Annotated in this window: 25 protein-coding genes; 14 read left to right on the forward strand and 11 right to left on the reverse strand. The window is 69.2% G+C overall.

Features of this window, described 5'->3' with window-relative positions:
- Nucleotides 1–36: 36 nt before the first annotated feature.
- The 4 genes from GEV27_RS12005 to GEV27_RS12020 are packed head-to-tail and all read right to left on the reverse strand — an operon-like array spanning nucleotide 37 to nucleotide 2,815.
- Nucleotides 37–936, reverse strand: a complete 900-nt coding sequence (locus tag GEV27_RS12005; RefSeq protein WP_153652303.1) for an ABC transporter permease — start codon at nucleotides 934–936, stop codon at nucleotides 37–39.
- Nucleotides 936–1,784, reverse strand: a complete 849-nt coding sequence (locus tag GEV27_RS12010) for an ABC transporter ATP-binding protein (protein ID WP_153911527.1) — start codon at nucleotides 1,782–1,784, stop codon at nucleotides 936–938. Before GEV27_RS12010 ends, GEV27_RS12005 begins: the two co-directional genes overlap by 1 nt.
- A 9-nt stretch (nucleotides 1,785–1,793) precedes the next feature.
- On the reverse strand, nucleotides 1,794–2,285 hold the full coding sequence (locus tag GEV27_RS12015) for a flavin reductase family protein (RefSeq protein WP_153652301.1): 492 nt from the start codon (nucleotides 2,283–2,285) through the stop codon (nucleotides 1,794–1,796).
- Complete coding sequence (locus GEV27_RS12020; protein WP_194839984.1) at nucleotides 2,282–2,815, reverse strand: NADPH-dependent FMN reductase; 534 nt, start codon at nucleotides 2,813–2,815, stop codon at nucleotides 2,282–2,284. Before GEV27_RS12020 ends, GEV27_RS12015 begins: the two co-directional genes overlap by 4 nt.
- 317 nt (nucleotides 2,816–3,132) lie before the next feature.
- Here GEV27_RS12020 and GEV27_RS12025 point away from each other — a divergent pair, with 317 nt between their 5' ends.
- Nucleotides 3,133–5,034, forward strand: coding sequence for a carboxypeptidase-like regulatory domain-containing protein (locus GEV27_RS12025; RefSeq protein WP_194944189.1), 1,902 nt, complete (start codon nucleotides 3,133–3,135; stop codon nucleotides 5,032–5,034).
- A 10-nt stretch (nucleotides 5,035–5,044) separates the two neighbouring features.
- Here the strand turns inward: GEV27_RS12025 and GEV27_RS12030 are convergent, their stop codons facing one another.
- Entirely contained in the window at nucleotides 5,045–5,761 is a 717-nt protein-coding gene (locus GEV27_RS12030) for an SDR family oxidoreductase (RefSeq protein WP_153652298.1), read from the reverse strand.
- An 85-nt stretch (nucleotides 5,762–5,846) separates the two neighbouring features.
- Between GEV27_RS12030 and GEV27_RS12035 the strand changes: the two genes are divergently transcribed.
- On the forward strand, nucleotides 5,847–6,425 hold the full coding sequence (locus GEV27_RS12035; RefSeq protein WP_153934435.1) for a TetR/AcrR family transcriptional regulator: 579 nt from the start codon (nucleotides 5,847–5,849) through the stop codon (nucleotides 6,423–6,425).
- An 18-nt stretch (nucleotides 6,426–6,443) separates the two neighbouring features.
- On the opposite strand, the gene GEV27_RS12040 is transcribed toward GEV27_RS12035, so the two are convergent.
- Nucleotides 6,444–6,704 (reverse strand): metal-sensitive transcriptional regulator, encoded by a 261-nt coding sequence (locus GEV27_RS12040; RefSeq protein ID WP_153652296.1) that lies wholly within the window; start codon nucleotides 6,702–6,704, stop codon nucleotides 6,444–6,446.
- A 120-nt stretch (nucleotides 6,705–6,824) separates the two neighbouring features.
- Between GEV27_RS12040 and GEV27_RS12045 the strand changes: the two genes are divergently transcribed.
- Both GEV27_RS12045 and GEV27_RS17580 read left to right on the forward strand, forming a co-directional pair.
- On the forward strand, nucleotides 6,825–7,211 hold the full coding sequence (locus GEV27_RS12045; RefSeq protein WP_153652295.1) for a carboxymuconolactone decarboxylase family protein: 387 nt from the start codon (nucleotides 6,825–6,827) through the stop codon (nucleotides 7,209–7,211).
- A 25-nt stretch (nucleotides 7,212–7,236) separates the two neighbouring features.
- On the forward strand, nucleotides 7,237–7,398 hold the full coding sequence (locus tag GEV27_RS17580; protein ID WP_194839982.1) for a hypothetical protein: 162 nt from the start codon (nucleotides 7,237–7,239) through the stop codon (nucleotides 7,396–7,398).
- A 3-nt stretch (nucleotides 7,399–7,401) separates the two neighbouring features.
- Here GEV27_RS17580 and GEV27_RS12050 read toward each other — a convergent pair whose 3' ends face one another.
- Complete coding sequence (locus GEV27_RS12050) at nucleotides 7,402–9,045, reverse strand: APC family permease (RefSeq protein ID WP_194944190.1); 1,644 nt, start codon at nucleotides 9,043–9,045, stop codon at nucleotides 7,402–7,404.
- 120 nt (nucleotides 9,046–9,165) lie between these two features.
- On the opposite strand from GEV27_RS12050, the gene GEV27_RS12055 reads away from it, so the two are divergent.
- The 5 genes from GEV27_RS12055 (at nucleotide 9,166) to adhP (ending at nucleotide 14,879) form a co-directional block, all read left to right on the forward strand.
- Nucleotides 9,166–10,230 (forward strand): DUF2776 family protein, encoded by a 1,065-nt coding sequence (locus GEV27_RS12055; protein WP_153934438.1) that lies wholly within the window; start codon nucleotides 9,166–9,168, stop codon nucleotides 10,228–10,230.
- A gap of 51 nt (nucleotides 10,231–10,281) precedes the next feature.
- Nucleotides 10,282–11,133, forward strand: a complete 852-nt coding sequence (locus tag GEV27_RS12060) for a universal stress protein (protein WP_153934440.1) — start codon at nucleotides 10,282–10,284, stop codon at nucleotides 11,131–11,133.
- Nucleotides 11,134–11,176: 43 nt separating this feature from the next.
- The gene (locus GEV27_RS12065) at nucleotides 11,177–12,190 is read left to right on the forward strand and encodes a 5'-3' exonuclease H3TH domain-containing protein (RefSeq protein ID WP_153934442.1); all 1,014 of its coding nucleotides are present in this window, start codon (nucleotides 11,177–11,179) and stop codon (nucleotides 12,188–12,190) included.
- A gap of 9 nt (nucleotides 12,191–12,199) precedes the next feature.
- Nucleotides 12,200–13,765, forward strand: a complete 1,566-nt coding sequence (locus GEV27_RS12070; RefSeq protein WP_153652288.1) for a peptide chain release factor 3 — start codon at nucleotides 12,200–12,202, stop codon at nucleotides 13,763–13,765.
- 103 nt (nucleotides 13,766–13,868) lie between these two features.
- A complete protein-coding gene (adhP, locus tag GEV27_RS12075) occupies nucleotides 13,869–14,879 on the forward strand; it encodes an alcohol dehydrogenase AdhP (RefSeq protein ID WP_153934443.1) in 1,011 nt (336 codons plus the stop codon).
- Between the two features lie 6 nt (nucleotides 14,880–14,885).
- Here the strand turns inward: adhP and GEV27_RS12080 are convergent, their stop codons facing one another.
- Complete coding sequence (locus GEV27_RS12080; protein ID WP_153934446.1) at nucleotides 14,886–15,356, reverse strand: TspO/MBR family protein; 471 nt, start codon at nucleotides 15,354–15,356, stop codon at nucleotides 14,886–14,888.
- A 292-nt stretch (nucleotides 15,357–15,648) separates the two neighbouring features.
- Here GEV27_RS12080 and GEV27_RS12085 point away from each other — a divergent pair, with 292 nt between their 5' ends.
- Nucleotides 15,649–17,157 carry an acetyl-CoA hydrolase/transferase family protein gene (locus GEV27_RS12085; RefSeq protein WP_153652285.1) on the forward strand — a complete coding sequence of 503 codons (1,509 nt, stop codon included), beginning with the start codon at nucleotides 15,649–15,651 and terminating at the stop codon, nucleotides 17,155–17,157.
- A gap of 12 nt (nucleotides 17,158–17,169) precedes the next feature.
- On the opposite strand, the gene GEV27_RS12090 is transcribed toward GEV27_RS12085, so the two are convergent.
- A complete protein-coding gene (locus GEV27_RS12090) occupies nucleotides 17,170–17,709 on the reverse strand; it encodes a universal stress protein (RefSeq protein WP_153934448.1) in 540 nt (179 codons plus the stop codon).
- 92 nt (nucleotides 17,710–17,801) lie between these two features.
- On the opposite strand from GEV27_RS12090, the gene GEV27_RS18085 reads away from it, so the two are divergent.
- Nucleotides 17,802–17,933 (forward strand): hypothetical protein, encoded by a 132-nt coding sequence (locus GEV27_RS18085; RefSeq protein ID WP_255489194.1) that lies wholly within the window; start codon nucleotides 17,802–17,804, stop codon nucleotides 17,931–17,933.
- Nucleotides 17,934–18,050: 117 nt separating this feature from the next.
- Here the strand turns inward: GEV27_RS18085 and GEV27_RS12095 are convergent, their stop codons facing one another.
- The gene (locus GEV27_RS12095; protein WP_194839980.1) at nucleotides 18,051–18,413 is read right to left on the reverse strand and encodes an STAS domain-containing protein; all 363 of its coding nucleotides are present in this window, start codon (nucleotides 18,411–18,413) and stop codon (nucleotides 18,051–18,053) included.
- 105 nt (nucleotides 18,414–18,518) lie between these two features.
- Here GEV27_RS12095 and GEV27_RS12100 point away from each other — a divergent pair, with 105 nt between their 5' ends.
- Nucleotides 18,519–19,166, forward strand: coding sequence for a GNAT family N-acetyltransferase (locus GEV27_RS12100; protein WP_194944191.1), 648 nt, complete (start codon nucleotides 18,519–18,521; stop codon nucleotides 19,164–19,166).
- Nucleotides 19,167–19,259: 93 nt separating this feature from the next.
- The gene (locus tag GEV27_RS12105) at nucleotides 19,260–19,673 is read left to right on the forward strand and encodes an SRPBCC family protein (protein WP_153934452.1); all 414 of its coding nucleotides are present in this window, start codon (nucleotides 19,260–19,262) and stop codon (nucleotides 19,671–19,673) included.
- Nucleotides 19,674–19,704: 31 nt separating this feature from the next.
- On the opposite strand, the gene GEV27_RS12110 is transcribed toward GEV27_RS12105, so the two are convergent.
- Entirely contained in the window at nucleotides 19,705–20,337 is a 633-nt protein-coding gene (locus GEV27_RS12110) for a TetR family transcriptional regulator (RefSeq protein ID WP_153652280.1), read from the reverse strand.
- A 140-nt stretch (nucleotides 20,338–20,477) separates the two neighbouring features.
- Here GEV27_RS12110 and GEV27_RS12115 point away from each other — a divergent pair, with 140 nt between their 5' ends.
- Complete coding sequence (locus GEV27_RS12115; protein WP_153652279.1) at nucleotides 20,478–21,566, forward strand: ferredoxin reductase; 1,089 nt, start codon at nucleotides 20,478–20,480, stop codon at nucleotides 21,564–21,566.
- Nucleotides 21,567–21,579 lie beyond the last annotated feature (13 nt).

A 21,579-nucleotide genomic window follows, 5' to 3' on the forward strand; every position in this document is an offset into this window, starting at 1 on the left:
GAGAGGGTGAGGAAGCGGTGCGGGTGGACGGGCCGGCTACTGCTTGGACTCGTGCCAGTGCAGGATCTTGCGCTCGACGGCCGTCACGAACAGCAACAGCAGCGAGCCCATGACGGCCAGCACGAAGATCGCGGCCCAGACCATCGCCATGTTGTTCATGGAGGTGGCGACCTGGATCGTGGTGCCGAGCCCGGCCGCGGATCCGGCAGCCGACAGCTCGGCGACGACGGCGCCGACGACCGAGAGCGGGAAGACGATCTGCAGCGAGGCGAACACGTAGGGCAACGAGCTCGGGATGCGGATGTGTCGCAGCACCTCCCACCGCGAGGCATTGACGGTCTGGAACACCTGGAGCACCTGGCGGTCGACCGAGCTGAGCCCCACGGCGGCGTTGATCAGGATCGGGAAGAAGCAGATCAGGGACGTCAGGATGAGCTTGGGCGCGGCGCCGAAGCCGAAGGCGACGACCAGCGCCGGTGCGATCGCGACCAGCGGGGTCACGTTCAGGACCACCGCGACCGGCATGATCGCGCGCCGGGCGATGCCGGACTCGCTGATCACGACCGCCAGCACGCACGCGACCCCGAAGCCGATGGCCAGCCCGATCAGGGCCTCGCGCAGGGTCACCCACGCGTTCTCCAGGAAGTACTGCGGCTCGTCCTTGATGGCACCGAACACGTCTCCCAGCGGCGGCAGGAGGTAGGGCATCTTGTCGGCACCGATGTTCCAACCCCAGCCGAGGACGACGAGCACGACGCCGAACGGCAGCCAGAACCGGGGATGCAGCATCGCGAGCCGCTTCTGGCGACGCTTGCGACGTACCGCCGCGGGCAGCGCTGCCTCGACGGCGAGCGCCGACAGGTGGGTCGAGGTCTCGACCAGTGACGGCTGTCCGCCCCTGGTCGTCTCCTTGGACGTCAGCTCGATCGCGGTCATCAGACGCGTCCCTTCTCGGTCGCCGGGTGGTGGGGCTTCTCGAACGCCGCCTGCAGGCGCTCACGGACCAGGTCCTCGTAGGCGTGGAATGCCGGCGTCTTGATCAGCGCGGCGCTGCGCGGTCTCGGCAGGTCGACGTCGATGATGTCGACGACCCGGCCCGGCCGGGGGGCCATGACGACGATCCGGTCGGACAGCCGTACGGCCTCGCTGATCGAGTGAGTCACGAACACCACCGTCGACTTGGTCTCGTCCCACAGGTCGAGCAGCTGCTCCTGCAGGGCTTCACGAGTGAACTCGTCGAGTGCCGAGAAGGGTTCGTCCATCAGCATGACGTCGGGTCGCAGGCCGAAGGCCCGGACGATCGCCGCGCGCTGCTGCATGCCGCCGGACAGCTGGCTCGGCAGCTTGTGGATCGCGTCGCCCAAACCGGCCTTCTGCAGCAGGTGCTCCATGTCGGGCAGCGGCGACCGGTTGTGGCGGCGGTTGACCCTGGCCGGCAGGGTGACGTTCTTGATGATGTCGAGCCAGGGCAGCAACGCCGGCTTCTGGGGCACGAGGCCCAGGGCCTTGGCCGCGGCGGCCTCGCGCGGTGCGACACCGCACACCGTCACGTCCCCCTCGTCGAGCGTCTCCAGACCCCCGATGATGCGCAGCAGGGTGGACTTGCCACAGCCGGAGGGCCCGATGACGCTGGTGAACGAGCCGGCCTCGATCGTCACGTCGACGTCGTGCAAGGCGACCAGGTGGGAGTAGTCGGCCAGCTCGTACGTCCGTCGGGCGCCGGTGACGACGATCTCGGGCTCGCGGAGGCCGCTGCCCAGCTTGTGCGGTGCGGTGATGGTCATGTGTGCTCCTCAGACGGACGGCAGCTGGCAGAAGGACCGTTGGTGGTAGATCAAGGGCTGGGGCCCCGGCATCGTCGACCGGGTCGGCGCGACGACCAGCAGCACGTGGTCACCGATGACGGGTCGGTCCACGATCGCGCCGACGAAGCTGACCTGGGTGCCGGCCAGCACCGGGGCGCCGGCGAGGTCCGGATCGAAGTCGAGGCCTGCGAACTTGTCGATCCCGCTGGTCGCGAACTGGCGGGCGACGTGGGCCTGATCCGCGGCCAAGATGTTGATCGCGACGGTCTCGGTCTCCATGAACGCGCGGTACGCGGAGGCCGTCTCGGCGATGTAGACACCGACGAGGGGCGGCGCCATCGAGATGCTCGTGAAGCTGTTGGCCGTGAATCCGAACCGCTCGCCGGCCAGCTCGGTCGTGACGACGCTGACCGGTGTGGCCATGCTGGCCAGGGCACTGCGGAACGTCTGGGGCTCGAGGTGGTCCTGCGTCGTCGTCATCGGACGAGCTCCCGTCCGGCCGTCGCCAGCATCGGCGTGCGGACGCTGATCCACTCGGCGACCAGGACGGAGCGGGCGTCGGCGTCGCGGGCGATCTTGTCTGGCACGTGCAGGGTGCCACCGGGGACGAGGCAGCCGATCTCCCTGAGCACGGGCTCCAGGTGGGTCGGACCGGCCAGCGCGTGAGCCGGCGACGCCGCGACGGTGACCGGCACTGCCAGGACGTTCGCGAGCTCGCCGAGGTCGAAGCCGTCGAGGAACGCCTTGAGCAGCCCGGTGTAGGCGCCCTTGTAGACCGGTGTCGCGACGACGAGCAGGTCGGCGCTGCGCAGCAGGTCACGTGATGCGGCGACAGCTTCGTCGCCCCACACCAGGACGCGCTCGGCGTGGGTGGACAGATCGATGACCTCGGTGGCTGCGCCGGCGAACAAGTCGGCCAGGGCAGCGGTGACCTCGGTGGTCAGGGTGAGGGTCTTGGACGCCGGTGCGGGGTTGCCGCAGAGGCCGACGATGAGGGGCGAGTGGTGCACAGTGGTCTCCTGAAAACGAGGTGGTTCCGTTCTGAAGGAGAGCGTGCAGCCGATCAAGGATCTTGAATGTGCCGCGGATCATCCGATGAGTTGAAACGTAGACAGCGAATGTTTCGCGAGTCGGCCACGTTCAATTCCATTTCGTAAAATGGAGGGGCTCATCGGGCCGCGGTCAACCTCCCAGCGCGCCGAAGATCTGCTCGGTCCGGCTCATGACGATCACGTCCGGCTGGCGGGGCTCACGTCCCGGTGAGATGCGGTGCGGTCCAGAGCCCGAATCGTCGGTGGGGCGGTCCGATCGCACCTACGCTTCAGCCATGCGTCTTCGTCTGGTCCCAGCCGCCGCTGTCACGGCGGCGCTCTTGCTGATCGCGCTCCTTGGCAGCCCAGGTGCCGCGAGCAGCTCCGAACGTGACGCGAAGGCTTCCATCTCCGGGACGGTGACCGGGTACGGCCTCGACCACGGCGACTGGGTCGACGTCGTTGCCTACCCCCTGGCCCCCAGCGGCACGCAACGCGGCACCCACGTCGTCCCAGCCGGCACATTCACGATGTACCTCGAGCCTGGCGAGTACCGAGTCATGTTCTACAGCTCCAGGGCTGGTGAGAGCGCCTGGGAGTTCTTCGGCGGAGGGCACACCACGGCTGACGCCAAGATCGTGACTGTCGCGCCAGGGCAGAAAATCACCGGTATCGATGCCACGCTCGAGCGCGCCGGGACGATCGAGGGCGAGATCATCCTTCCGCCCGGAATTCCTGACGGTGACCCGGTGGGAAGCGTTGTCGCCCAGTCGCGCGACGGCAGCACGTGGTTGGACAACCCGAATGGGGTGTGGAGCGTCGACTCGGACGGGCGCACGTTCCGCCTCGGTGGGCTTCCCGCGGGCACGTACCGTCTCCGCTTCGTCAACAAGAACGGAGGCACCATCACGCCGCTCGACGTCGCGACCGGTTACCTCGGGGGCACTGACGACCCCGAGGAGGCCACCCCCGTGCGGGTCGAGGCGGGCGAGACGACACGGGTCGACCTGCCGGTGCGCCGCGGCGCTCACATCCGCGGCAAGGTCACGGACGCATCAGGCCGGCCAGTACCGCGGACCACGGTCACCGCTTTGTACACGCGGCCAGGCGACATCCCCTTCAACACACAGTCGTACTACGCAACCACCGACGACAACGGCGAGTACGAAGTCAGAAGCCTCAGCAAAGGCACCTACGTCCTAAGGTTCGGTCCACCGGATCCCTACGAGGCTGTCTTCTCCGGGGGAGCCTACGGAAAATTCCTCTCGGGCTGGGACGCGGGACCTGACGTCCCGGACGACGCGCGACGCATCACGGTGGATGCTGGGGACGTAGCCACTGAGGACGTGATCGTTCGGGAGGGCGGCTCATTGCAGGGCACTGTCCGAGATTCGACGGGTCTCCCCCTGCCCGGCATCCTGGTCATGGCAGGACCCGCTCATCCCCAGGGTCAGACGCAGGTCACCGATGCTCTCGGCCGCTACAGATTTGTTGGACGGCCCCGCACGAAGTACCTGATGACATTCACCGACCCCTCTGGGGTCTACGCGACCAGACACCAAGAGGGATTCTCACCAAGGGACGCCCGCACCTGGACCCCGGTCGAGGTCGAGACGACTGTTGATCTGGACGTCGTGATGAGACCGCCGTTGCCGGTGGTGTCGGACGCGGAGCCCACATACGGGGAAGTCATCGAGGCGAGGCTCACCTCCGGCGATCAGACACCCCAGGCGGGTGCGTCATGGCTGTGGCGACGTGACGGCAAGACCATCCCGGGCGCGACGGGGCGCACGTACCGGGTCACCAAGGCCGACCATCGGGCTCGATTGAGCGTCACGTACCGCCCTCGACGCGGCGGCGCATCCCTGTCGTTCATGTCGCGCGCGACCTCCAGGGTTGCAACGACGAAACCTCGGGTCACCGCTACCTCGTCCAGCCGGCACCACCGGACCGTACGCCTTCGGATCGCGGTCAAGGCGAAAAGCGTGTCAACCTCCCTCCTCGACGGTCGAGTCCAGGTAGCCCGTCGCGGCGCCGGAGGCGACGCCGTCTACACGCGAGCGATCAAGAACGGGCGCCTCAACCTCACGCTCCGGGATCAACCGAGGGGGCGCCAGACGTACCGAGTCCGGTTCCTGAAAGCGCCTGAGACGTTCGCCGCCTCGGCGACGACACGGGCCTCCGCGCGGGTCCGGTGACGCGGGACGGTCAGGCTCCCAGCGCGCCGAAGATCTGCTCGTAACGCGCCATGGGCTCAAGGGCCAGCCCGGACTTGATGAACCGGGCCCAGTCATCGCCCAGCACCTCTGCCTCACCCGACTCGATCGCGTCGAGAGCCGCATTCGCCAGCTCCGAGGGAGCGATCTTCGGGGCGTCCATCCCCTTGACCATGTCGGTGTCGACGAGCCCCATGTGGACGCCGACGACGTGCGTGCCCTGTGCGGCGAGCTCGAGGCGCGTGCTGTCAGTCAGCATCCACGTCGCCGCCTTCGACGCAGCGTACGCACCACCGGTCGGGGTCGTGAACCACGACAGCGCCGAGACGAGGTTCACGATCGCGCCGCCGCCGTTGGCCCCCAGGACGGGGGCGAAGGCCCGGGTCATGAGCAGGGGTCCGTAGAAGTTGGTTTCCATCTCGCGCCGGATCATCGCCTCGTCCCCCGAGACGAGCGGGGTGCCCGTCGAGATGCCGGCGTTGTTGATGAGCACCTGGACGTCCCCTGCCGCGGCCGCGGCCGCGGCGATCTGACCGGCACTCGTGACGTCGAGCTCCAGCGGGTGCACGCCGTCTGCCTCGATCGTGCCGACGTCGCGCGCGGCGGCATAGACCTTGGCCGCTCCACGCCTCTTGAGCTGCTCGACGAACTCGGCCCCGATGCCCCGGTTGGCTCCGGTGACCAGCACCACCGCACCCTTGATGTCCATGACGATCCATTCTGTAACGATCACTATTGATTGGCGATCAGAACAGTAGCACGTTCTGTAGCGATCGATACGTTATGCTGGAGGCATGGCCGGACGACCCCGCAGCTTCGATCGCGAAGCCGCGCTTGCAGCAGCTGTCGAGCAGTTCTGGCGCACGGGCTTCGAAGAGACCTCCGTTGCGATGCTGACCTCGGCGATGGGCGTGACGCCTCCGAGCCTCTACGCGGCATTCGGCGACAAGCAGCACCTCTTCGAGGAGGCCTCAGCGCTGTACTTCCAGCGCACGTGCGAGGCGGTCGACGACGCCACGGCGCTGCCGACTGCGCGTGAGGCCATCGCACGGGTGCTGCACGACACCGCCCGCGCCCACACCGACCCAGCGACCCCGCCCGGGTGCCTGATGCTGACGGAGCCGCGACTCGAGGCGCAGCGCGAGGCGATCCGTCAGCGCCTCAAGGACCGACTCGACCAAGGCGTACGCGACCACGAGCTGGCGGCGAGCACGGACACCGATCGGCTCGCGTCGTTCCTCGTTGCCGTCCTGCGCGGCATGTCGGGCTGTGCACGCGACGGCGGCAGCACCGACGAGCTCCTGGGCATCGCCGAGACCGCGATGGCGGCCCTGCCGGCCCCACCAGGTGATCAGACGCCCGCCGTCGCCTGAGTCCGGCCGCGCACTGGATCACGCCAGTGCGAGGAACAGCTTCTCCATCTTCTTCGCGTCGACGCTGTCAGGACCACCTTCGACCAGGCAGCGCTGAAGCCCCGTGGCAACGAGCGCATAGCCCCCGCGATTGATGGCCTTGCTGACTGCCGCGATCTGGGTCAGCGCGTCCTCGCACTCCGCACCTTCCTCCAGCATCCGGATCACCGATGCCAGGTGACCGTTGGCCTTCTTCAGGCGGAGAGTGATGGCCTTGACCTCATCGGCCTCGAGCTTCATGGGGATTCCCTTCGTCGCCGCTCATGGTACATCCCCCCGGGGGGTTGTGTTACGGTGAATTTACATCCCCCCGGGGGGTTGAAGCGGATGCGCGAGAGAAGCGCCATCGAAAGGATCATCATGACGACCACCCACGTCGAGCACTCGCACGGCAAGTCCGTGCTGCAGGAGCTCTCACCGCTGCACCGCAGTCTGCGCAAGGCCATTCCCGACGTCTACCAGGGCTTCGGCGCCCTCTCCTCCGCCGCGTTCGCCGACGGCGCTCTCGCTCGCCGGACCAAGGAGCTCATCGCCCTGGCCATCGGCGTCGTCGAGGGCTGCGACGGCTGCGTGGCGTCCCACGCGCAGGCCGCCGTCCGCGCCGGTGCGACCCGTCAGGAAGCGGCCGAGGCCATCGGCGTCACGTTCTTGATGCACGGTGGCCCCGCGACGATCCACGGCGCTCGGGCGTACGCGGCCGTCTGCGAGTTCGCAGACGCGCTGGACGCCGACGAGACCCCCGCCTGACCCGAGAGAGAGAAGGAATCCCCACATGTGTCGACCCGTCACCTGCAAGACCTGCCACAAGACCACCTGGGCGGGCTGCGGCCAGCACGTCGCCGACGTCAAGGCCGGAGTGCCCGACGATCAGTGGTGCAACGGCCACGCCGACCCCCACAACGACAGCTGGCTCCGCAGGATCCTCGGCCGCTGAGGCTCAGGCACGCTTGCGCCCCGGCGGCGCCGGCGGAGCCTCGGTGACCGGCGGGACCTCCGCGACCAGGGCCGCCGCCTTCGAGGCGGGCAGGGCGGAACGAAGTCCCCACTCGAACATGATGAGCCCGAAGCCGGTGACCACCGCCAGGTCCACGCCCGGCGGCAGCCACTCGCGACCGCCGCCGTAGCGACCCGCGAACGCCAGGACGAGCAGCCCCACGAAGTACGGCCCGAGCCAGGCGACGCAGTGCAGGTCCAGCGTCGCCGCCAGCTTCCGATCGTGAACGACGCGCCACGCCAGGATGGCGGCACCCAGCACGACGGGGATCGCGAGCCTGGACATCGTGTCCCATCCGGTCCAGTACACGATCAGCCCGACCACGACGAAGGCGAAGCGCGCCAACACCGGCAGGGCGGGCAGCCGCAGCGGACGACGACGGTCCGGGACCTGCCTGCGCAGGGCGAGCACCGTGATCGGCCCCAGGCACATCGAGAGCACGATGGCACTGGAGTTGAACGCCAGCAGCTCGGACCAGCCGTCCCGGAAGCCGACCAGCAGCACGAGTCCCACGACCAGGTTCAGCACGAGGGCCGGCAGCGGCACCCCGGCCATCGAGAACCGGGCGATCCTGGGCGGGAACAGGCCGGCCTCGCTCACTGCCACCGCGAGCCGGCCGGTCGACGCGGTCGAGACGAGACCGGCGCCGAAAGGACCGATGACGGCATCAGCGATCACGGTCTTCGCCAGGAGGCTCATGCCCAGCGCGGTCAGGATGGCCGCCAACGGCCCGTTGGCGCCACCGTGCTGCAGCTCCGGCCAGCCCCGCGCGACCTGGTCGGGGTCGAGGGCGCCCACGAAGCCGATCTGCAGGACGGTGAACAGCACCGTGCACAGCGCGATCCCACCGATGAGAGCCACCGGGATCGTCCGCTGCGGCCGTCTCGTCTCACCCGCCATGTCGAGGGCATGGCGGAAGCCGAGGAAGGCGAAGACCACCCCACCGCTGCTGATCGCGGCCAGCACCCCGCTGAGACCCTCTGGCGCGAATCCCTGCTCGCGGATCGGGTCGGTCGAGAACCGGGTCAGGAGCGCCAGTGCGATGACGGTGGGGACCAGGACCTTGATCCAGGTCAGCATGGTGTTGAAGCGGGCAAACACCGCCACGCCGAAGGCGTTCAACACCACGAACGCCGCCATGACGACTGCGGCCGCGACGACACCGCCCAGGCTCAATGCGCTCTCCCCGTCCGCCGACGAGCTGGCCACGAACAGCCAGTCGAAGGCCGGCTCGTTGCTCGCGTACTCCAGCATCGCCTGCGTCTCGATCGGCGCAGCGGTCACATATCCGACCCAGGCCACCCAGCCGACCACGATGCTGACGCCCCGTCCATGGCTGAATGTCGGCATCCTGCCCAGCCCCCCGACGACCGGGAGCATCGCGGCGACCTCGGCGAACACCAGGGCGATCGAGAGCATCAGCAGGCCCCCGACGGGCCACGCGATGATCGCCGCCGGTCCGGCCCGACGGGCAGCGAACAGTGGCGCGAACAAGATGCCAGATCCCACCATGCCGCCGACTGCCACGAAGGTCAGGCCCAAGGGCCCGACCGAGCGCTTCGGCGCGCCTGCATTGATGGCCTCCACCCTCGGACCGTAGGCGCCCCGTCCGCCGCCCACACGGGCCGAAGGACCTGCGACCCTCCTCACCATTCGTGTTTCGCTGGAAGGTCGAAGGACGCCGACGTTCAGATGGGTCGTGGTGACATGAACTACTGGGTGAGCATCATCTTCCGGGCCATCCCCCTGGCCATGATGGGCGTCTGCGTCGGGTTCGGCGCCTACGTCTGGAACGACGGCGACGCGCCCGGCAACTTCGTCGCCGGGCGCGTGGTCACGTTCCTCGGCGCGATCTGCTTGTGCCTTTTCTGCACCGCCGCCACGATCATCCGCCAGCTGATCGGCCGGTTCAACACGGTCGACCGGATCTTGTACCCGACGCTCGGCTACCTGGCGGCGATCGGCACCGCGGCGTACGGCATCAATCTCTTCGCCGGCGTCTCGGGCAGCGGTACGAGCCCGGAGTACGTCGCTGGGCACGTCGTCTTCGGGCTCGGCCTCATCTGCGGGTGCGTGGCCACCGTGGCGACAGCCTCCACCAAGTTCTCGATGATCCCTGCCAACTCCGCCAAGCCGGTCGGCGACCACACGACGCCATCAGGGGCCTTCTCCCGCGGTTCCCTCGTCGTGCTGGCAGCCCTGCCGGTGCTGATGGCCGCGGCCGCCTGGGCCTTCGGGATCGGCAACCTGCTGATGACCACCTCGCCGAGCAGGTTCACGGTGGGCCACGTGGTCAGCGGCCTCGCGATGATCTGCACGAGCCTGATCGGGCTGGTGTTGAGCATCCTGCGCCAGGTCCAGGACACCTACGGTCCGCGGGACCGCGTCGGTTGGCCGTGGCTCGTGATCGTGATGGGGGCCCTCAGCATGGGGTGGGGCGTGGTGCTGCTGATCCTCGACAAGGAGCCGTACTACCGGACACCCGGCTTCGTGATGATCGGCCTGGGCCTGGTCTGCTTCAGCATCCTGAGCAAGGTCGGCCTGCTCGCCCTGGTGTGGCGGCGCACGTTCGCGCTCGCCAACCGCGTGCCCCTGATCCCGGTCGTGACCGCCCTCAGCTGCCTGTTCCTGGCGGCGTTCGCCTTCCAGCTCTCGGTCACCGACACGAACGTCTTCATCGCCGCACGGGTGCTGGTGGGCCTCGGCGCGATCTGCTTCACACTCTACTCGATCGTCTCCATCCTGGAGAGCGGTACGTCCACGTCGAAATGACAGCCCCTGACGCAGTGGCACCACTCGGTGGCGACGAGGGATGATGAGGGCATGAGCACACCCGCGGAGTCCACCGGCACCACGAGCCGGGTGGTGGTGGGCGTCAAGAGACACCAGCCGTACGCCCTCACGTTCGCGATCGCCGAGGCCAACCGCCGCCACGAGGCGATGCGTGTCGTGCACGCGATCTGGATGCCCTCGGAGCGGCGGACCGACGAAAAGGGTGAGCGACTCCGGACGAACGGGAAGGCGGTCCTCGAGACCGGGAGGCGCTTCATCGAGCAGGCGCCGGCCGCCCCCTCGGTCGAGTACGCCCTGCGCACCGAGAGCCCGGCCTCCGCACTCATGGACGAGAGCCGCTCGGCGTCGTGCCTGGTCGTCGGCACCGACGACGTGCCGTGGTTCGAGCGACTCATCGGGGGCGAGGTCGCACGGTGGCTCGTGCGCAACGCGGAGTGCCCGGTCTTCGTCGTGCCCGAGAACGTGGTCGCCCCCTCCCCCTCGTGGAGCGACGTCGTGGTCGCGGTCGACCTCGACACCGTGTCGGCCGGCCTGCTGCGCGCGGCCTTCGAGGAGGCCGAGCTGCGACACGCTCGCGTACGCGTGCTGCACGCCGTGGCCCCACGACTGGCGAAGACGCAAGCCGATCACGCGCACGCGGTGGTGGACGGCCTCGTGGCCCGGGCCAAGCTCGAGCACCCCGCAGTCCGGGTCGTCACGAACGTCGTGGCCGACGAGGCCGATGACGCGTGCCTGCGAGCGAGCGAGCACGCAGGGCTCCTGGTGCTCGGTCGGCCGCGCCCGGTCGAGCAGGGCTCCCTGATCGCGCGCCCCGTCGCCGGACGTGTGCTGCGAGCGGCCCGCTGCCCGGTCCTAGTGACCCGCGACCAGCCGGCCGGGTGACCCACGGGCCCCTGTGCGCCGCCCGTACGATGACGACCACCCCATGCCTACCGCACCAGATCGTCCCCGCAAGCTGCTGCTGGTCGTCGACGCCCCCTCGCTCCTGCACCGCAACCACCACGCGCGTGCCCACACCCAGATCACCGACCGGTCGGGCCGACCGGTGTGGGCGCTCCACGGGATGCTGTGCCAGATCCTCGAGGCGATCGACAGGTTCGCGCCCGATGCCGTGATCTTCGGGCTCGACGACCGGGCCGCGTCCGTGCGCCGGGACCTCTACCCCGACTACAAGGCAGGACGGGCCGACAAGGACGCCGCCCTCGTCGACCAGCTCGAGCGCGCCGGGGCGCTGCTCGACGCCCTGGGCCTCGCGACCCTAACTCCCCCGGGCCTCGAGGCCGACGACGTCAGCGCCGCGGGCGCCACCTGGGCGCGCGAGCACGGGTGGAGCTGCGTGATCATCACCTCGGACCGTGACGCATTCGCGCACATCAGCGAGCACACCCAGGTGCTGCGGCTCATCAACGGTGGCATCAGCGGTTCCCCGCTGCTGAATCCGGCCCGGCTGGTCACGATGTACGGCGTCGAGGCCGAGCACTACCTCGACTTCGCCGCCCTGCGCGGGGACGCCAGCGACAACCTCCCCGGGGTCGCCGGCATCGGGGAGAAGACCGCGGCGGTGCTGCTGACCCAGGCGGGCCCCATGCGCGGCGTCTGGGCGGACATCGACCAGAACGAGGGACGCGTCGTCGCTGCGACGCTGGACTCCTGGGCGGCCGAGACCGGAGCCCGCCGCATGGGCGCGACCGTGGTCCGGCGGCTCACCGCGGCCGGGGCCCGCGAGCGCTACGACTTCAACGTGCAGATCATGTCGGGACGCGACGACCTCGACCTCGGGCTGACCCCTGACGTCCCGGGCACCCCGGGGCTGCTCCCGCTCGATCCCCATCGCATCCACACGGTCGTGGGTTATCTGGGGGTCGAGGCCACGACCTCGCTCGCGATCCGGGTGCTCAGCACGGACCCGGCGTCTGCCGCATTGCACGCAGACCGGTAAATTCGCTAGGTGCCCGACAAACGCCCCCGCCGCACCTTTGCAGTGATCAGCCACCCCGATGCCGGCAAGTCCACGCTGACCGAAGCACTCGCCCTCCACGCACGAGTCATCACCGAGGCCGGTGCCGTGCACGGAAAGGGCGACCGGCGCGCCACGGTCTCGGACTGGATGGCGATGGAGAAGGCCCGCGGGATCTCGATCACGTCCGCTGCGCTCCAGTTCGTCTACCGCGACCACGTGGTCAACCTGGTCGACACCCCCGGTCACAGCGACTTCTCCGAGGACACCTACCGCGTGCTCTCCGCGGTCGACTCGGCCGTGATGCTCGTCGACGCCGGCAAGGGGCTCGAGCCGCAGACCCTCAAGCTGTTCAAGGTGTGCGCGCTCCGGGGGATCCCGGTGATCACCGTGATCAACAAGTGGGACCGGCCGGGCCTGTCACCCCTGGCCCTGATGGACGAGATCGAGCGGCAGATCAAGCTGCGTCCCACCCCGCTGACGTGGCCGGTCGGCGAGGCGGGCGACTTCCGCGGCGTCCTGGACCGCCGCACCGGCGAGTTCGTGAAGTACACGCGCACCGCCGGCGGAGCCACCCGCGCGCCGGAGCGCCGGATGTCGGCCGACGAGGTCGAGGACGTCGACGCGGAGGCCTGGGCAGCGGCGATGGACGAGCACGAGCTGCTCGGTCTCGACGATGCCGATCACGACCAGAAGCGGTTTCTCGCCGGCGAGACCACACCGGTCATGTTCGCCTCCGCGCTGCAGAACTTCGGCGTGGCCCAGCTGCTGGACCTGCTGCTGGACCTGGCCCCCGCGCCGAGCGCGACGGCCGGCGTCGACGGCTCGGTCAGGGAGGTCGAGGACGACTTCAGTGCCTTCGTGTTCAAGGTGCAGTCGGGCATGAACAGCTCCCACCGGGACCGGATGGCGTACGCGCGTGTGGTGTCCGGGACCTTCGAGCGCGGCATGATCGTCACCCACGCCTCGACGGGCCGGCCCTTCGCGACGAAGTACGCGCAGTCGCTGTTCGGCCGTGAGACCAGTGCCGTCGAGGAAGCCTCGCCGGGCGACATCATCGGCTTCGTCAACGCACAGGCGCTGCGGGTCGGTGACACGGTGCACCTCGGCGACAAGATCGAGTATCCGCCGGTGCCCAGCTTCGCGCCCGAGCACTTCATGACCGCGACCGCGCGCGACATCGGACGCTACAAGCAGTTCCGTCGGGGCATCGAGCAGCTCGACCAAGAAGGCGTGGTCCAGGTCCTGCGGTCGGACCTGCGCGGCGACCAGAGCCCGGTGCTCGCCGCGGTCGGCCCGCTGCAGTTCGAGGTCGTCGAGGAGCGCATGACACACGAGTTCAACTCGCCCATCCGGCTGACCCGGCTGGACTACCAGGTGGCACGCCGCACCGACGCCGACGGCGCCCAGGAGCTGCGCGGCGCGCGCGGTTGTGAGGTCCTGCAGCGCACGGACGGCACGTACCTCGCCCTCTTCATCGACAAGTGGCGGGCCAACAACGCAGCTCGTGAGCACCCCGACGTCCTGCTCGAGGAGCTGCCAGCAGGCGGCGCCTGAGACACGCGGCTGAGGACCTAGGTCCATCACGTCAGGGCAGTCGGCCCTACGGCACCAGGTCGGCGCGCGACAGGCTGAGACTCCCGAGGCCCGAGGAGTTCCGATGAAAGCTGCCGTCGTCACCGAGCTGGGCCAGCCCCTGGAGCTGCAGGAGCGCCCCGTCCCCGACCCCGGACCCGGGCAGGCGGTCGTGCGCATCGAGGCCTCGGGGCTGTGCCACACCGACATCCACGCGGCGCACGGGGACTGGCCGGTCAAGCCCGCCCCGCCGTTCGTGCCGGGCCACGAGGGCGTGGGCATCATCACCGGTCTCGGCGAGGGCGTCACCGAGCGAGCGGTCGGTGACCGGGTCGCGATCGCGTGGCTCGGTCACGCGTGCGGTCACTGCCGCTACTGCATCGACGGCCGCGAGACCCTGTGCGAGCGGCAGGAGAACAGCGGCTACTCGATCGACGGCGCCTATGCCGAGTACGCGCTCGTCGACGCCGCGTTCGCGGTCCGCGTGCCCGAAGGAGTCTCCCCCGTCGACGCCGCACCGCTGAGCTGTGCGGGCGTCACGTCGTACAAGTCGGTCAAGGTCGCGCACGTCCAACCGGGCGAGAAGGTGGCCGTGTTCGGCATCGGCGGTCTCGGCCATCTCGCGGTGCAGTACGCACGCCTGGTCGGCGCAGTCGTCATCGCCGTCGACATCGAGGACGCGAAGCTCGAGCTCGCGACGTCCCTCGGTGCCGACCACGTCGTCAACGCGGCCGAGGTGGACCCGGTGACGGCGATCGCCACCCTGGGCGGCGCGGACGTCTCCCTCGCGTACGCCGTGTCGCCCACCTCGTTCGACCAGGCCTTTGCCTCCCTCAACCGCGGGGGGCGGCTCGTCTGCGTCGCGCTGCCTGCCGAGGGGGTCATGAGCATCCCGATCTTTCCCACGGTCCTCAAGGGCATCCAGATCATCGGCTCGATCGTCGGCACCCGCCAGGACCTGGCCGAGGTGTTCGACCTGCACGCCCGTGGACGTACGCGGGTGATCGCGGAGACCCGCCGCCTCGACCAGGTCAACGAGGCGATGGCCCAGGTGCTCGCCGGGGAGGTCTCCGCGCGTCTCGTCTTCGAGATGTAGCGGCGTTCAGCTGTTCTTGCGCCAGATCGCCGTGGTCAGGATCGTCGCGAAGCCGTTCCACAGCGCGTAGGGCACCAGCAGCCAGCCGGCTCGCGGCGAGGCCTTGCCCGCCGACCGGGCGAGATCGGCCGTGCTGGTGGCGAGCGCGCCGGCCACCACGATGGACGGGACGAGGCGGTGCCCGCGGAAGAACGACCAACACCAGCCCGCGTTGAGGACCATGTTGGCCGCCAGCTTGCCGCGATAGGCCCGTGCCTGCTCGGGCGTCATGTGGGACTGGGCGTCGGCGGAGGCCAGCGCGATCTGGGCGTACAGCGCGGTCCACACGACCGGGAACACCGCCGGAGGCGGCTGGATCGCCGGCTTGCGCAGGGTGCGGTACCAGGCGCTCCTGGTGCCAGTGGCGGTGGCCACGGACCCGAGAGCCGCTGCGGCGACCGGCAGACCGATGCTGGTGGCGAGCGTTCGAGATTCCATCCGGCCAGCCTAGACACGGCGTGGTCCTCGCACATCTCAGAACGACACGACCCGAACGGGGAGGCACCCCGGCCCCTTGCGGGACCGGGGTGCAGAAGAGGCGGACGTCCCGTCTGCGTAAGTCGGGGGTGCCGTCTTCGTAGGGGGGTCGCCTGCCGCCCGTCGCCGGAGCGGTGGGCTTGCCACACGTTAACCCCGCAGCCGCTGAATTTCCAGGGTCTTTCGGGGGTTGACGCAGCCGATGGCGCATGCGGGTCGCGGGGGCGGAGGCGCGCCCAGCACAATGGAGCCCATGTCCGCGCGGATCACCTGCCCCGTCCTGAGCACCCGAGTGACCAGTGCGGAGGACGCTGCCTCGCACATCCACCACGGCGACAACGTCGGGTTCAGCGGGTTCACGGGTGCCGGCTACCCCAAGGCGACTCCCGCAGCCCTGCACGACCAGATCGTCGCGGCCCACGACCGCGGGGACGAGTTCCGCATCGGCCTGTGGACGGGTGCATCGACCGCGCCGGACGCCGACGGGGTGCTGGCGGAGGCGCACGGAGTCTCGAGCCGACTTCCCTACAACTCCGATCCGGTCATGCGCCGGCTCATCAACACCGGCGAGGTCGACTACATCGACGCCCACCTCAGCCACTCCGCGCAGCACATGTGGTTCGGCTTCTACGGAAACCTGGACGTCGCGGTCATCGAGGTCACCGCGGTGCTCCCCGGCGGGCTGCTCGTCCCGAGCGGGTCCGTGGGCAACAACAAGACGTGGCTGGACCAGGCGGACCGGGTCATCCTCGAGGTCAACCATTGGCAGCCCCGTGAGCTCGAGGGCTTCCACGACATCTACTACGGCACGGCCCTGCCTCCCATGCGCCAGCCGATCCCTCTGACCGACCCGATGCAGCGCATCGGCGAGCCCTATCTGCGGGTCGACCCCGCCAAGGTGGTGGCGGTCGTGGAGACGGACCGACCCGATCGCAACACGCCGTTCGCGCCGAGCGACGCGACCTCGGCCGCGATCGCCGAGCACGTCGTGGACTTCTTGCGGCACGAGGTCTCGGCGGGCCGGATGCCCCCCGGCCTGCTGCCCCTGCAGTCAGGCGTGGGCAACGTCGCGAACGCGGTCCTGGCGGGACTCGACGGCAGCGAGTTCACAGACCTGGTCGCGTTCACCGAGGTGATCCAGGACGGGATGCTCGACCTGCTCGACAGCGGGACGCTGCGCGCGGCGTCCGCGACCTCGTTCGGCCTGTCCGAGATCGGCGTCCGCCGCTTCATGGACCACATCGACGCGTACAAGGGCCGCATCCTGCTGCGCAGCGAGGAGATCTCGAACCACCCGGAGCTGGTCCGCCGGCTCGGGATCATCGCGATGAACGGGATGCTCGAGGCCGATCTCTACGGCAACGTCAACTCGACCCATGTGATGGGCAGCGCGATCATGAACGGGATCGGCGGCAGCGGCGACTTCGCCCGCAACGCCTTCCTCAACTTCTTCCTCACCCCGTCGACGGCCAAGAACGGGGCGATCTCCGCGATCGTGCCCATGGTCAGCCATGTCGACCACACCGAGCACGACGTGCAGGTGATCGTCACCGAGCACGGCATCGCCGACCTGCGGGGCTCCTCGCCCAACGACCGCGCGGTCAAGATCATCGAGCGGTGCGCCGACCCGAGGTTCCGGCCGGCCCTGCAGGACTATCTCGACCGCGCGCGAGCCGAGCGCCCCGAGGCGCGGCACACGCCGCACCTGCTCGACGAGGCGCTCAGCTGGCACCAGCGCTATCTCGACACCGGCAGCATGTGAGCCGCTGCCGGCTCAGTCGAGCTTGAGCTCGCTGAGCAGGGCGCGCTCCATCTCCTCGGTGTCGGACGTGGTCTCGGGCTCCGGGACGTTGCCGCCGACCGCCTTGTCGACGAGCACGGGGCACTTCGCGTAGCGCACGACCTGGTCGCTGGTCGAGCCGAGCAGCAGCCCCGGGAAGCCGCCGCGTCCGCGGCTGCCCACGACCACGAGGTCGGCCTGGTCCGAGGCCTCGACGATCCGCTCGGCGGCGCTGCCGTGGACAACCGCCGCGGTGATCGGTACGTCGGGGTTGTCGGCTCGCACACGGGCGACGTCCTTCTCGAGGGCGGCGAGGGTCGCGGCCTCGAAGTCCTCGAACGGCGGCATGTATCCGGGCGCTGCAGTCTCGGGACGAGGTGCGGTGCTGATGGTCCAGGCGCGGACCACCGTGACCGGCTTGCCCAGTCCGGCGGCCACGCGGACCGCGGTGCGCAGGGCCGCCTCGGCGGGAACAGATCCGTCGTGGGCCACCAGGACGCCGCCGTGGAGTTCAATCTTCTTCGATACGCTCATGCTCCACGATATCCCGCCGAGGCGATGCGTGGCGGACCCGGGCTTGAGCCGCCGAGGGCGGGGTACGAGCGGGGTGACCGAGAGGAGATCTCATGACCACACCGCACCCCGAGCAGCCCGCCGAGGGACCCGACGACCCGGCGCACACCGAGGCACCGGACTCGTCCCCCGCCGAGGGCGACGACTCAGCCGAGCAGGACCCGGACGCCACGTCGATCGAGTGACGTGCTGACCGGCGGGGCGGTCGGCTACGCTGGTCTCAGCACCGGCCGCCCTATCTAGCGGCACGGGCTCGACGTCCCCGGCCGCACCAACGGCGCGGGGACACCTTTGTTGTGGGGCTAGGCGGGCTCGGCGGGATCGTCCTCGGCGGCGAGGGCCTCCAGGGTCGGCCGGATGCGGAAGGCCTGCTCCAGACCCGCGAGCTTGAAGATCGCGAGGACGCGTCGCGTCGAGGCGATGATGTCGACGGTCCCGCGGCGCAGGTGCATCTTCTTGCGGGCCAGCACGAACACACCGAGACCGACCGAGTCCACGAACGTGACGCGGCTCAGGTCGAACACGAGCCTGCTCGCTCCGGTGTCGGTCGCCTCGATCATGGCGTTACGCAGCACGGACGCGGTGGCGATGTCGATCTCGCCGACCACGTCGAGGATGACGTACGGGTGCTCGTCCCGGATCGCCACCGTCAGGTCCTGTGTCATACGTGCTCCCCCGCGTGCTCGTCCATCGTCCTCATGCATGTCACTCACACGGCTGCTGCACAACCAGTCACGATCCTAGCGAATCCGGCGTGCAAGGATCCGGACATGGCCATCGACGACCCGACAGAGCTGATCGACGCATGGCTCACGACGTGGGCGAGCATCCGCGGCATCCGCCGGACCGAGCTCGACGGCTGGCCGCTCATGCACGTCGCATCGCCGAGCCGGGAGACCGAGCTCGTCTGCCTCGATCCGGGAGTCGAGACGTTCACGGACCTGACGCGACACGTCGCCGGGGACCCGCGCGCGATGCTGACCGTCGTGGGCCGCGACATCGGCCCGTACCTCACCGCGCGGATGCCCCCGGGCGTCCGCATCGACCGGGACGACGAGACCCTGATGTCGGCAGACCTGACGGGCGAGGACGTCCCTCCCCTGGCCGACGGCCTCACGTTCCGGTGGACGATCGACGCCCACCGCACGACCTACTCGGTCGAGGCAGGCGACACCGTCGCGGCCGAGGGCTCGGTCGGGGTGCACGACGGCTGGGCGACCTTCGACGCGGTCGAGACGACTCCGGCGTTCCAACGACGGGGTCTCGGCCGGCACGTCATGACGACGCTGACCCGTCAGGCGGTGGGACGCGGCGCGACCCGCGGCGTCCTCGCGGCCTCGGCGCAGGGCCGGAGTCTCTACACCGCCCTCGGGTGGCAACCCCGGCTCGAGATGCTGTCGCTGATGGGCCACGAGTAACGAGTGAGAAATGCCTCACTGCAACAATGGGGCACTGAGCCCCGGCTCAGGGTTGAATGACAGATACCGTTTTTGTCGTACCAGAGGACATCCATGCCCCGCATCTCACGTCGTACGTTCGTCGCCGCACCGGCAGACGTCGTCTGGTCCATGGCCAACGACTTCTCTCAGTGGCACCCCAAGCTCCGCATCTACGCCGACGGCCCGGAGGCCCCGGCCGATCTCGTGGTGACCGTCGTGGAGCAGGACGACGAAGGCATGACCCTCTCGTACCACATGCCCGACCCGCCGTTCCCGATCAAGGACCACCGCGCCACGATCCTCGTCGAGGACGCCGGCCACCAGTGCGCGTACGTCACGTGGTCGGCCGAGTTCAGCGCCGAGCCCACGGTCCTGGCGCAGCTCGAGGACTCGATCGGCGACGACATCTTCGCCCAGGCCCTCGACAACCTCGCCACCGCGGCGCAGGACTCGTTCGGCGCGCAGCAGGTCGCCAACGCCAACTGACACCGGCGCCCGCTGACGCCTCGAACGGCTGTCAGCTGCGCCAGTCGCGGAACCCGATGACGATCAGCCGCATCTGCCGGCGCGCGCCTTCCTTGATCTTCTCCTCGAGGTCGGGCCGGTTGTCGGGCATCGCGACGACCTCCTCGGCGTTCGAGACCATGTTGCGCACGAACAGCCGCGAGACCATCTGGACGTCCTCGGACGACCAGTTCTCGATGTTGGGCAACCGCGCCAGCACGACGGCGAGCTCGCTGACGAACAGCTCGAGCTCGTGATTGATCGCCCGGCTGACGGCCTCGGAGCCACCGACGCGCTCGCGGGCGACGAAGGCGAAGTGGGCCTTGCTCTGCTTGACCGTCTCGACCAGGACCACGGCTGCGGCGTCGATGATGTTCTCGAACACCTGCGGATCGCGCTGGGCCTCGCGGATCATCCGTCGCAGCGTCGAGAACGACTGCTCGACCAATGCCAGTCCGAGCTCGTCCATCGAGTCGAAGTGCCGGTAGAAGGCCGTGGGCACGATGCCGGCGTGGCGGGCCACCTGGCGCAGGCTGATCTGCGCGAAGCCCTGCGTCTGGGCGAGCTCGAGCGCGGAGCTGAGGATCGCCTGTCGGGTGCGCTCCTTCTGCTCCTGGCGCGAGGCTGTCTGCGCCGACTCGGTCATGCCGTCAGGGTATCGCGGGGCTTTCGGTGCACATGTGTCGCGATGGTGCGTCAGGTCACGCGGCGTGTCGGTTGCGCCCGGCGGGCACCTCGTGCAGACTTTGAGTGTACGCACGTTCACTCAACCCGCGAGGGGTCCGCATGGGCATCATCCGCAAGGCGCTCACCTCGCGCCCGGTTGCGTCCCTGACCTCTCCGTTCACGGTCGATCACTACCTCGAGCAGATCCACCCGATGCTCGCGGCCGGCAACGTCCGCGCCCGCGTCGTGGAGGTGCGCCGTGAGACCGGCGTCGCCAGCACCGTCGTCATGCGCCCCAACGGCGCGTGGGAGGGCTTCCGTCCCGGCCAGCATGTCCAGTTCGGCGTCGAGGTCGACGGCAAGCGTCGCGTGCGCGTCTTCTCGGTCTCCAGCTCGCAGACCGCGGGCAAGGGCACGTTCAGCGTCTCGGTGAAGGCGCACCCCGACGGCTACGTCTCGCAGTTCCTGCACCACGAGCTCCAGCCCGGCACGATCGTCTTCCTGTCGCAGGCCGAGGGCGAGTTCGTCCTCCCCCGCGAGGTCTCCTCCCCGCTCCTGCTCGTCAGCGGCGGATCGGGCGCGACCCCCGTCATGTCGATGCTCCGCACGCTGCGCGACACCCACCACACGGGCGACGTGACGTTCCTGCACTATGCGCGCTCCCGCGACGACGAGATGTTCACCGACGAGCTCGACGAGATCGCCGCGACATCCGACTTCCGGGTCGTGCGGGTCTACACGCGCGAGCCCGAGCCGGGAGCCGAGCTCGCGGGCCGGTTCCACGTTGACCACCTCAAGCACCTCGGCATCGACCCGTCGACCACCCTGACCTACGCGTGCGGTCCTGCGGGGCTCATCGCGTCGGTCCGTGACACCTACGACGAGCTCGGCGCCGCCGAGCAGCTGCACGTCGAGTACTTCAAGGTGCCCAGCGTCGACCTCGGCGCTGCGGACGCGACCGGCGCGCTCACGTTCGACGACGCCGGTATCGAGGCCCCCAACAGCGGTGCCACGATCCTCGTCCAGGCCGAGGAAGCAGGCCTCAAGCCCGAGTTCGGCTGCCGCATGGGCGTCTGCAACACCTGCGCCGTCAAGAAGAACAGCGGCGCCGTCCGCCACGTCGTCAGCGGCGAGATCAACGCAAGCACCGACGAGACCATCAAGATCTGTGTCCAGGTCCCCATCGGCGACGTCAACGTCGCCCTCTGAGCCAAGGAGTTCA

The organism is Aeromicrobium sp. S22 (assembly GCF_009661045.1).
GTDB lineage: Bacteria > Actinomycetota > Actinomycetes > Propionibacteriales > Nocardioidaceae > Aeromicrobium > Aeromicrobium yanjiei.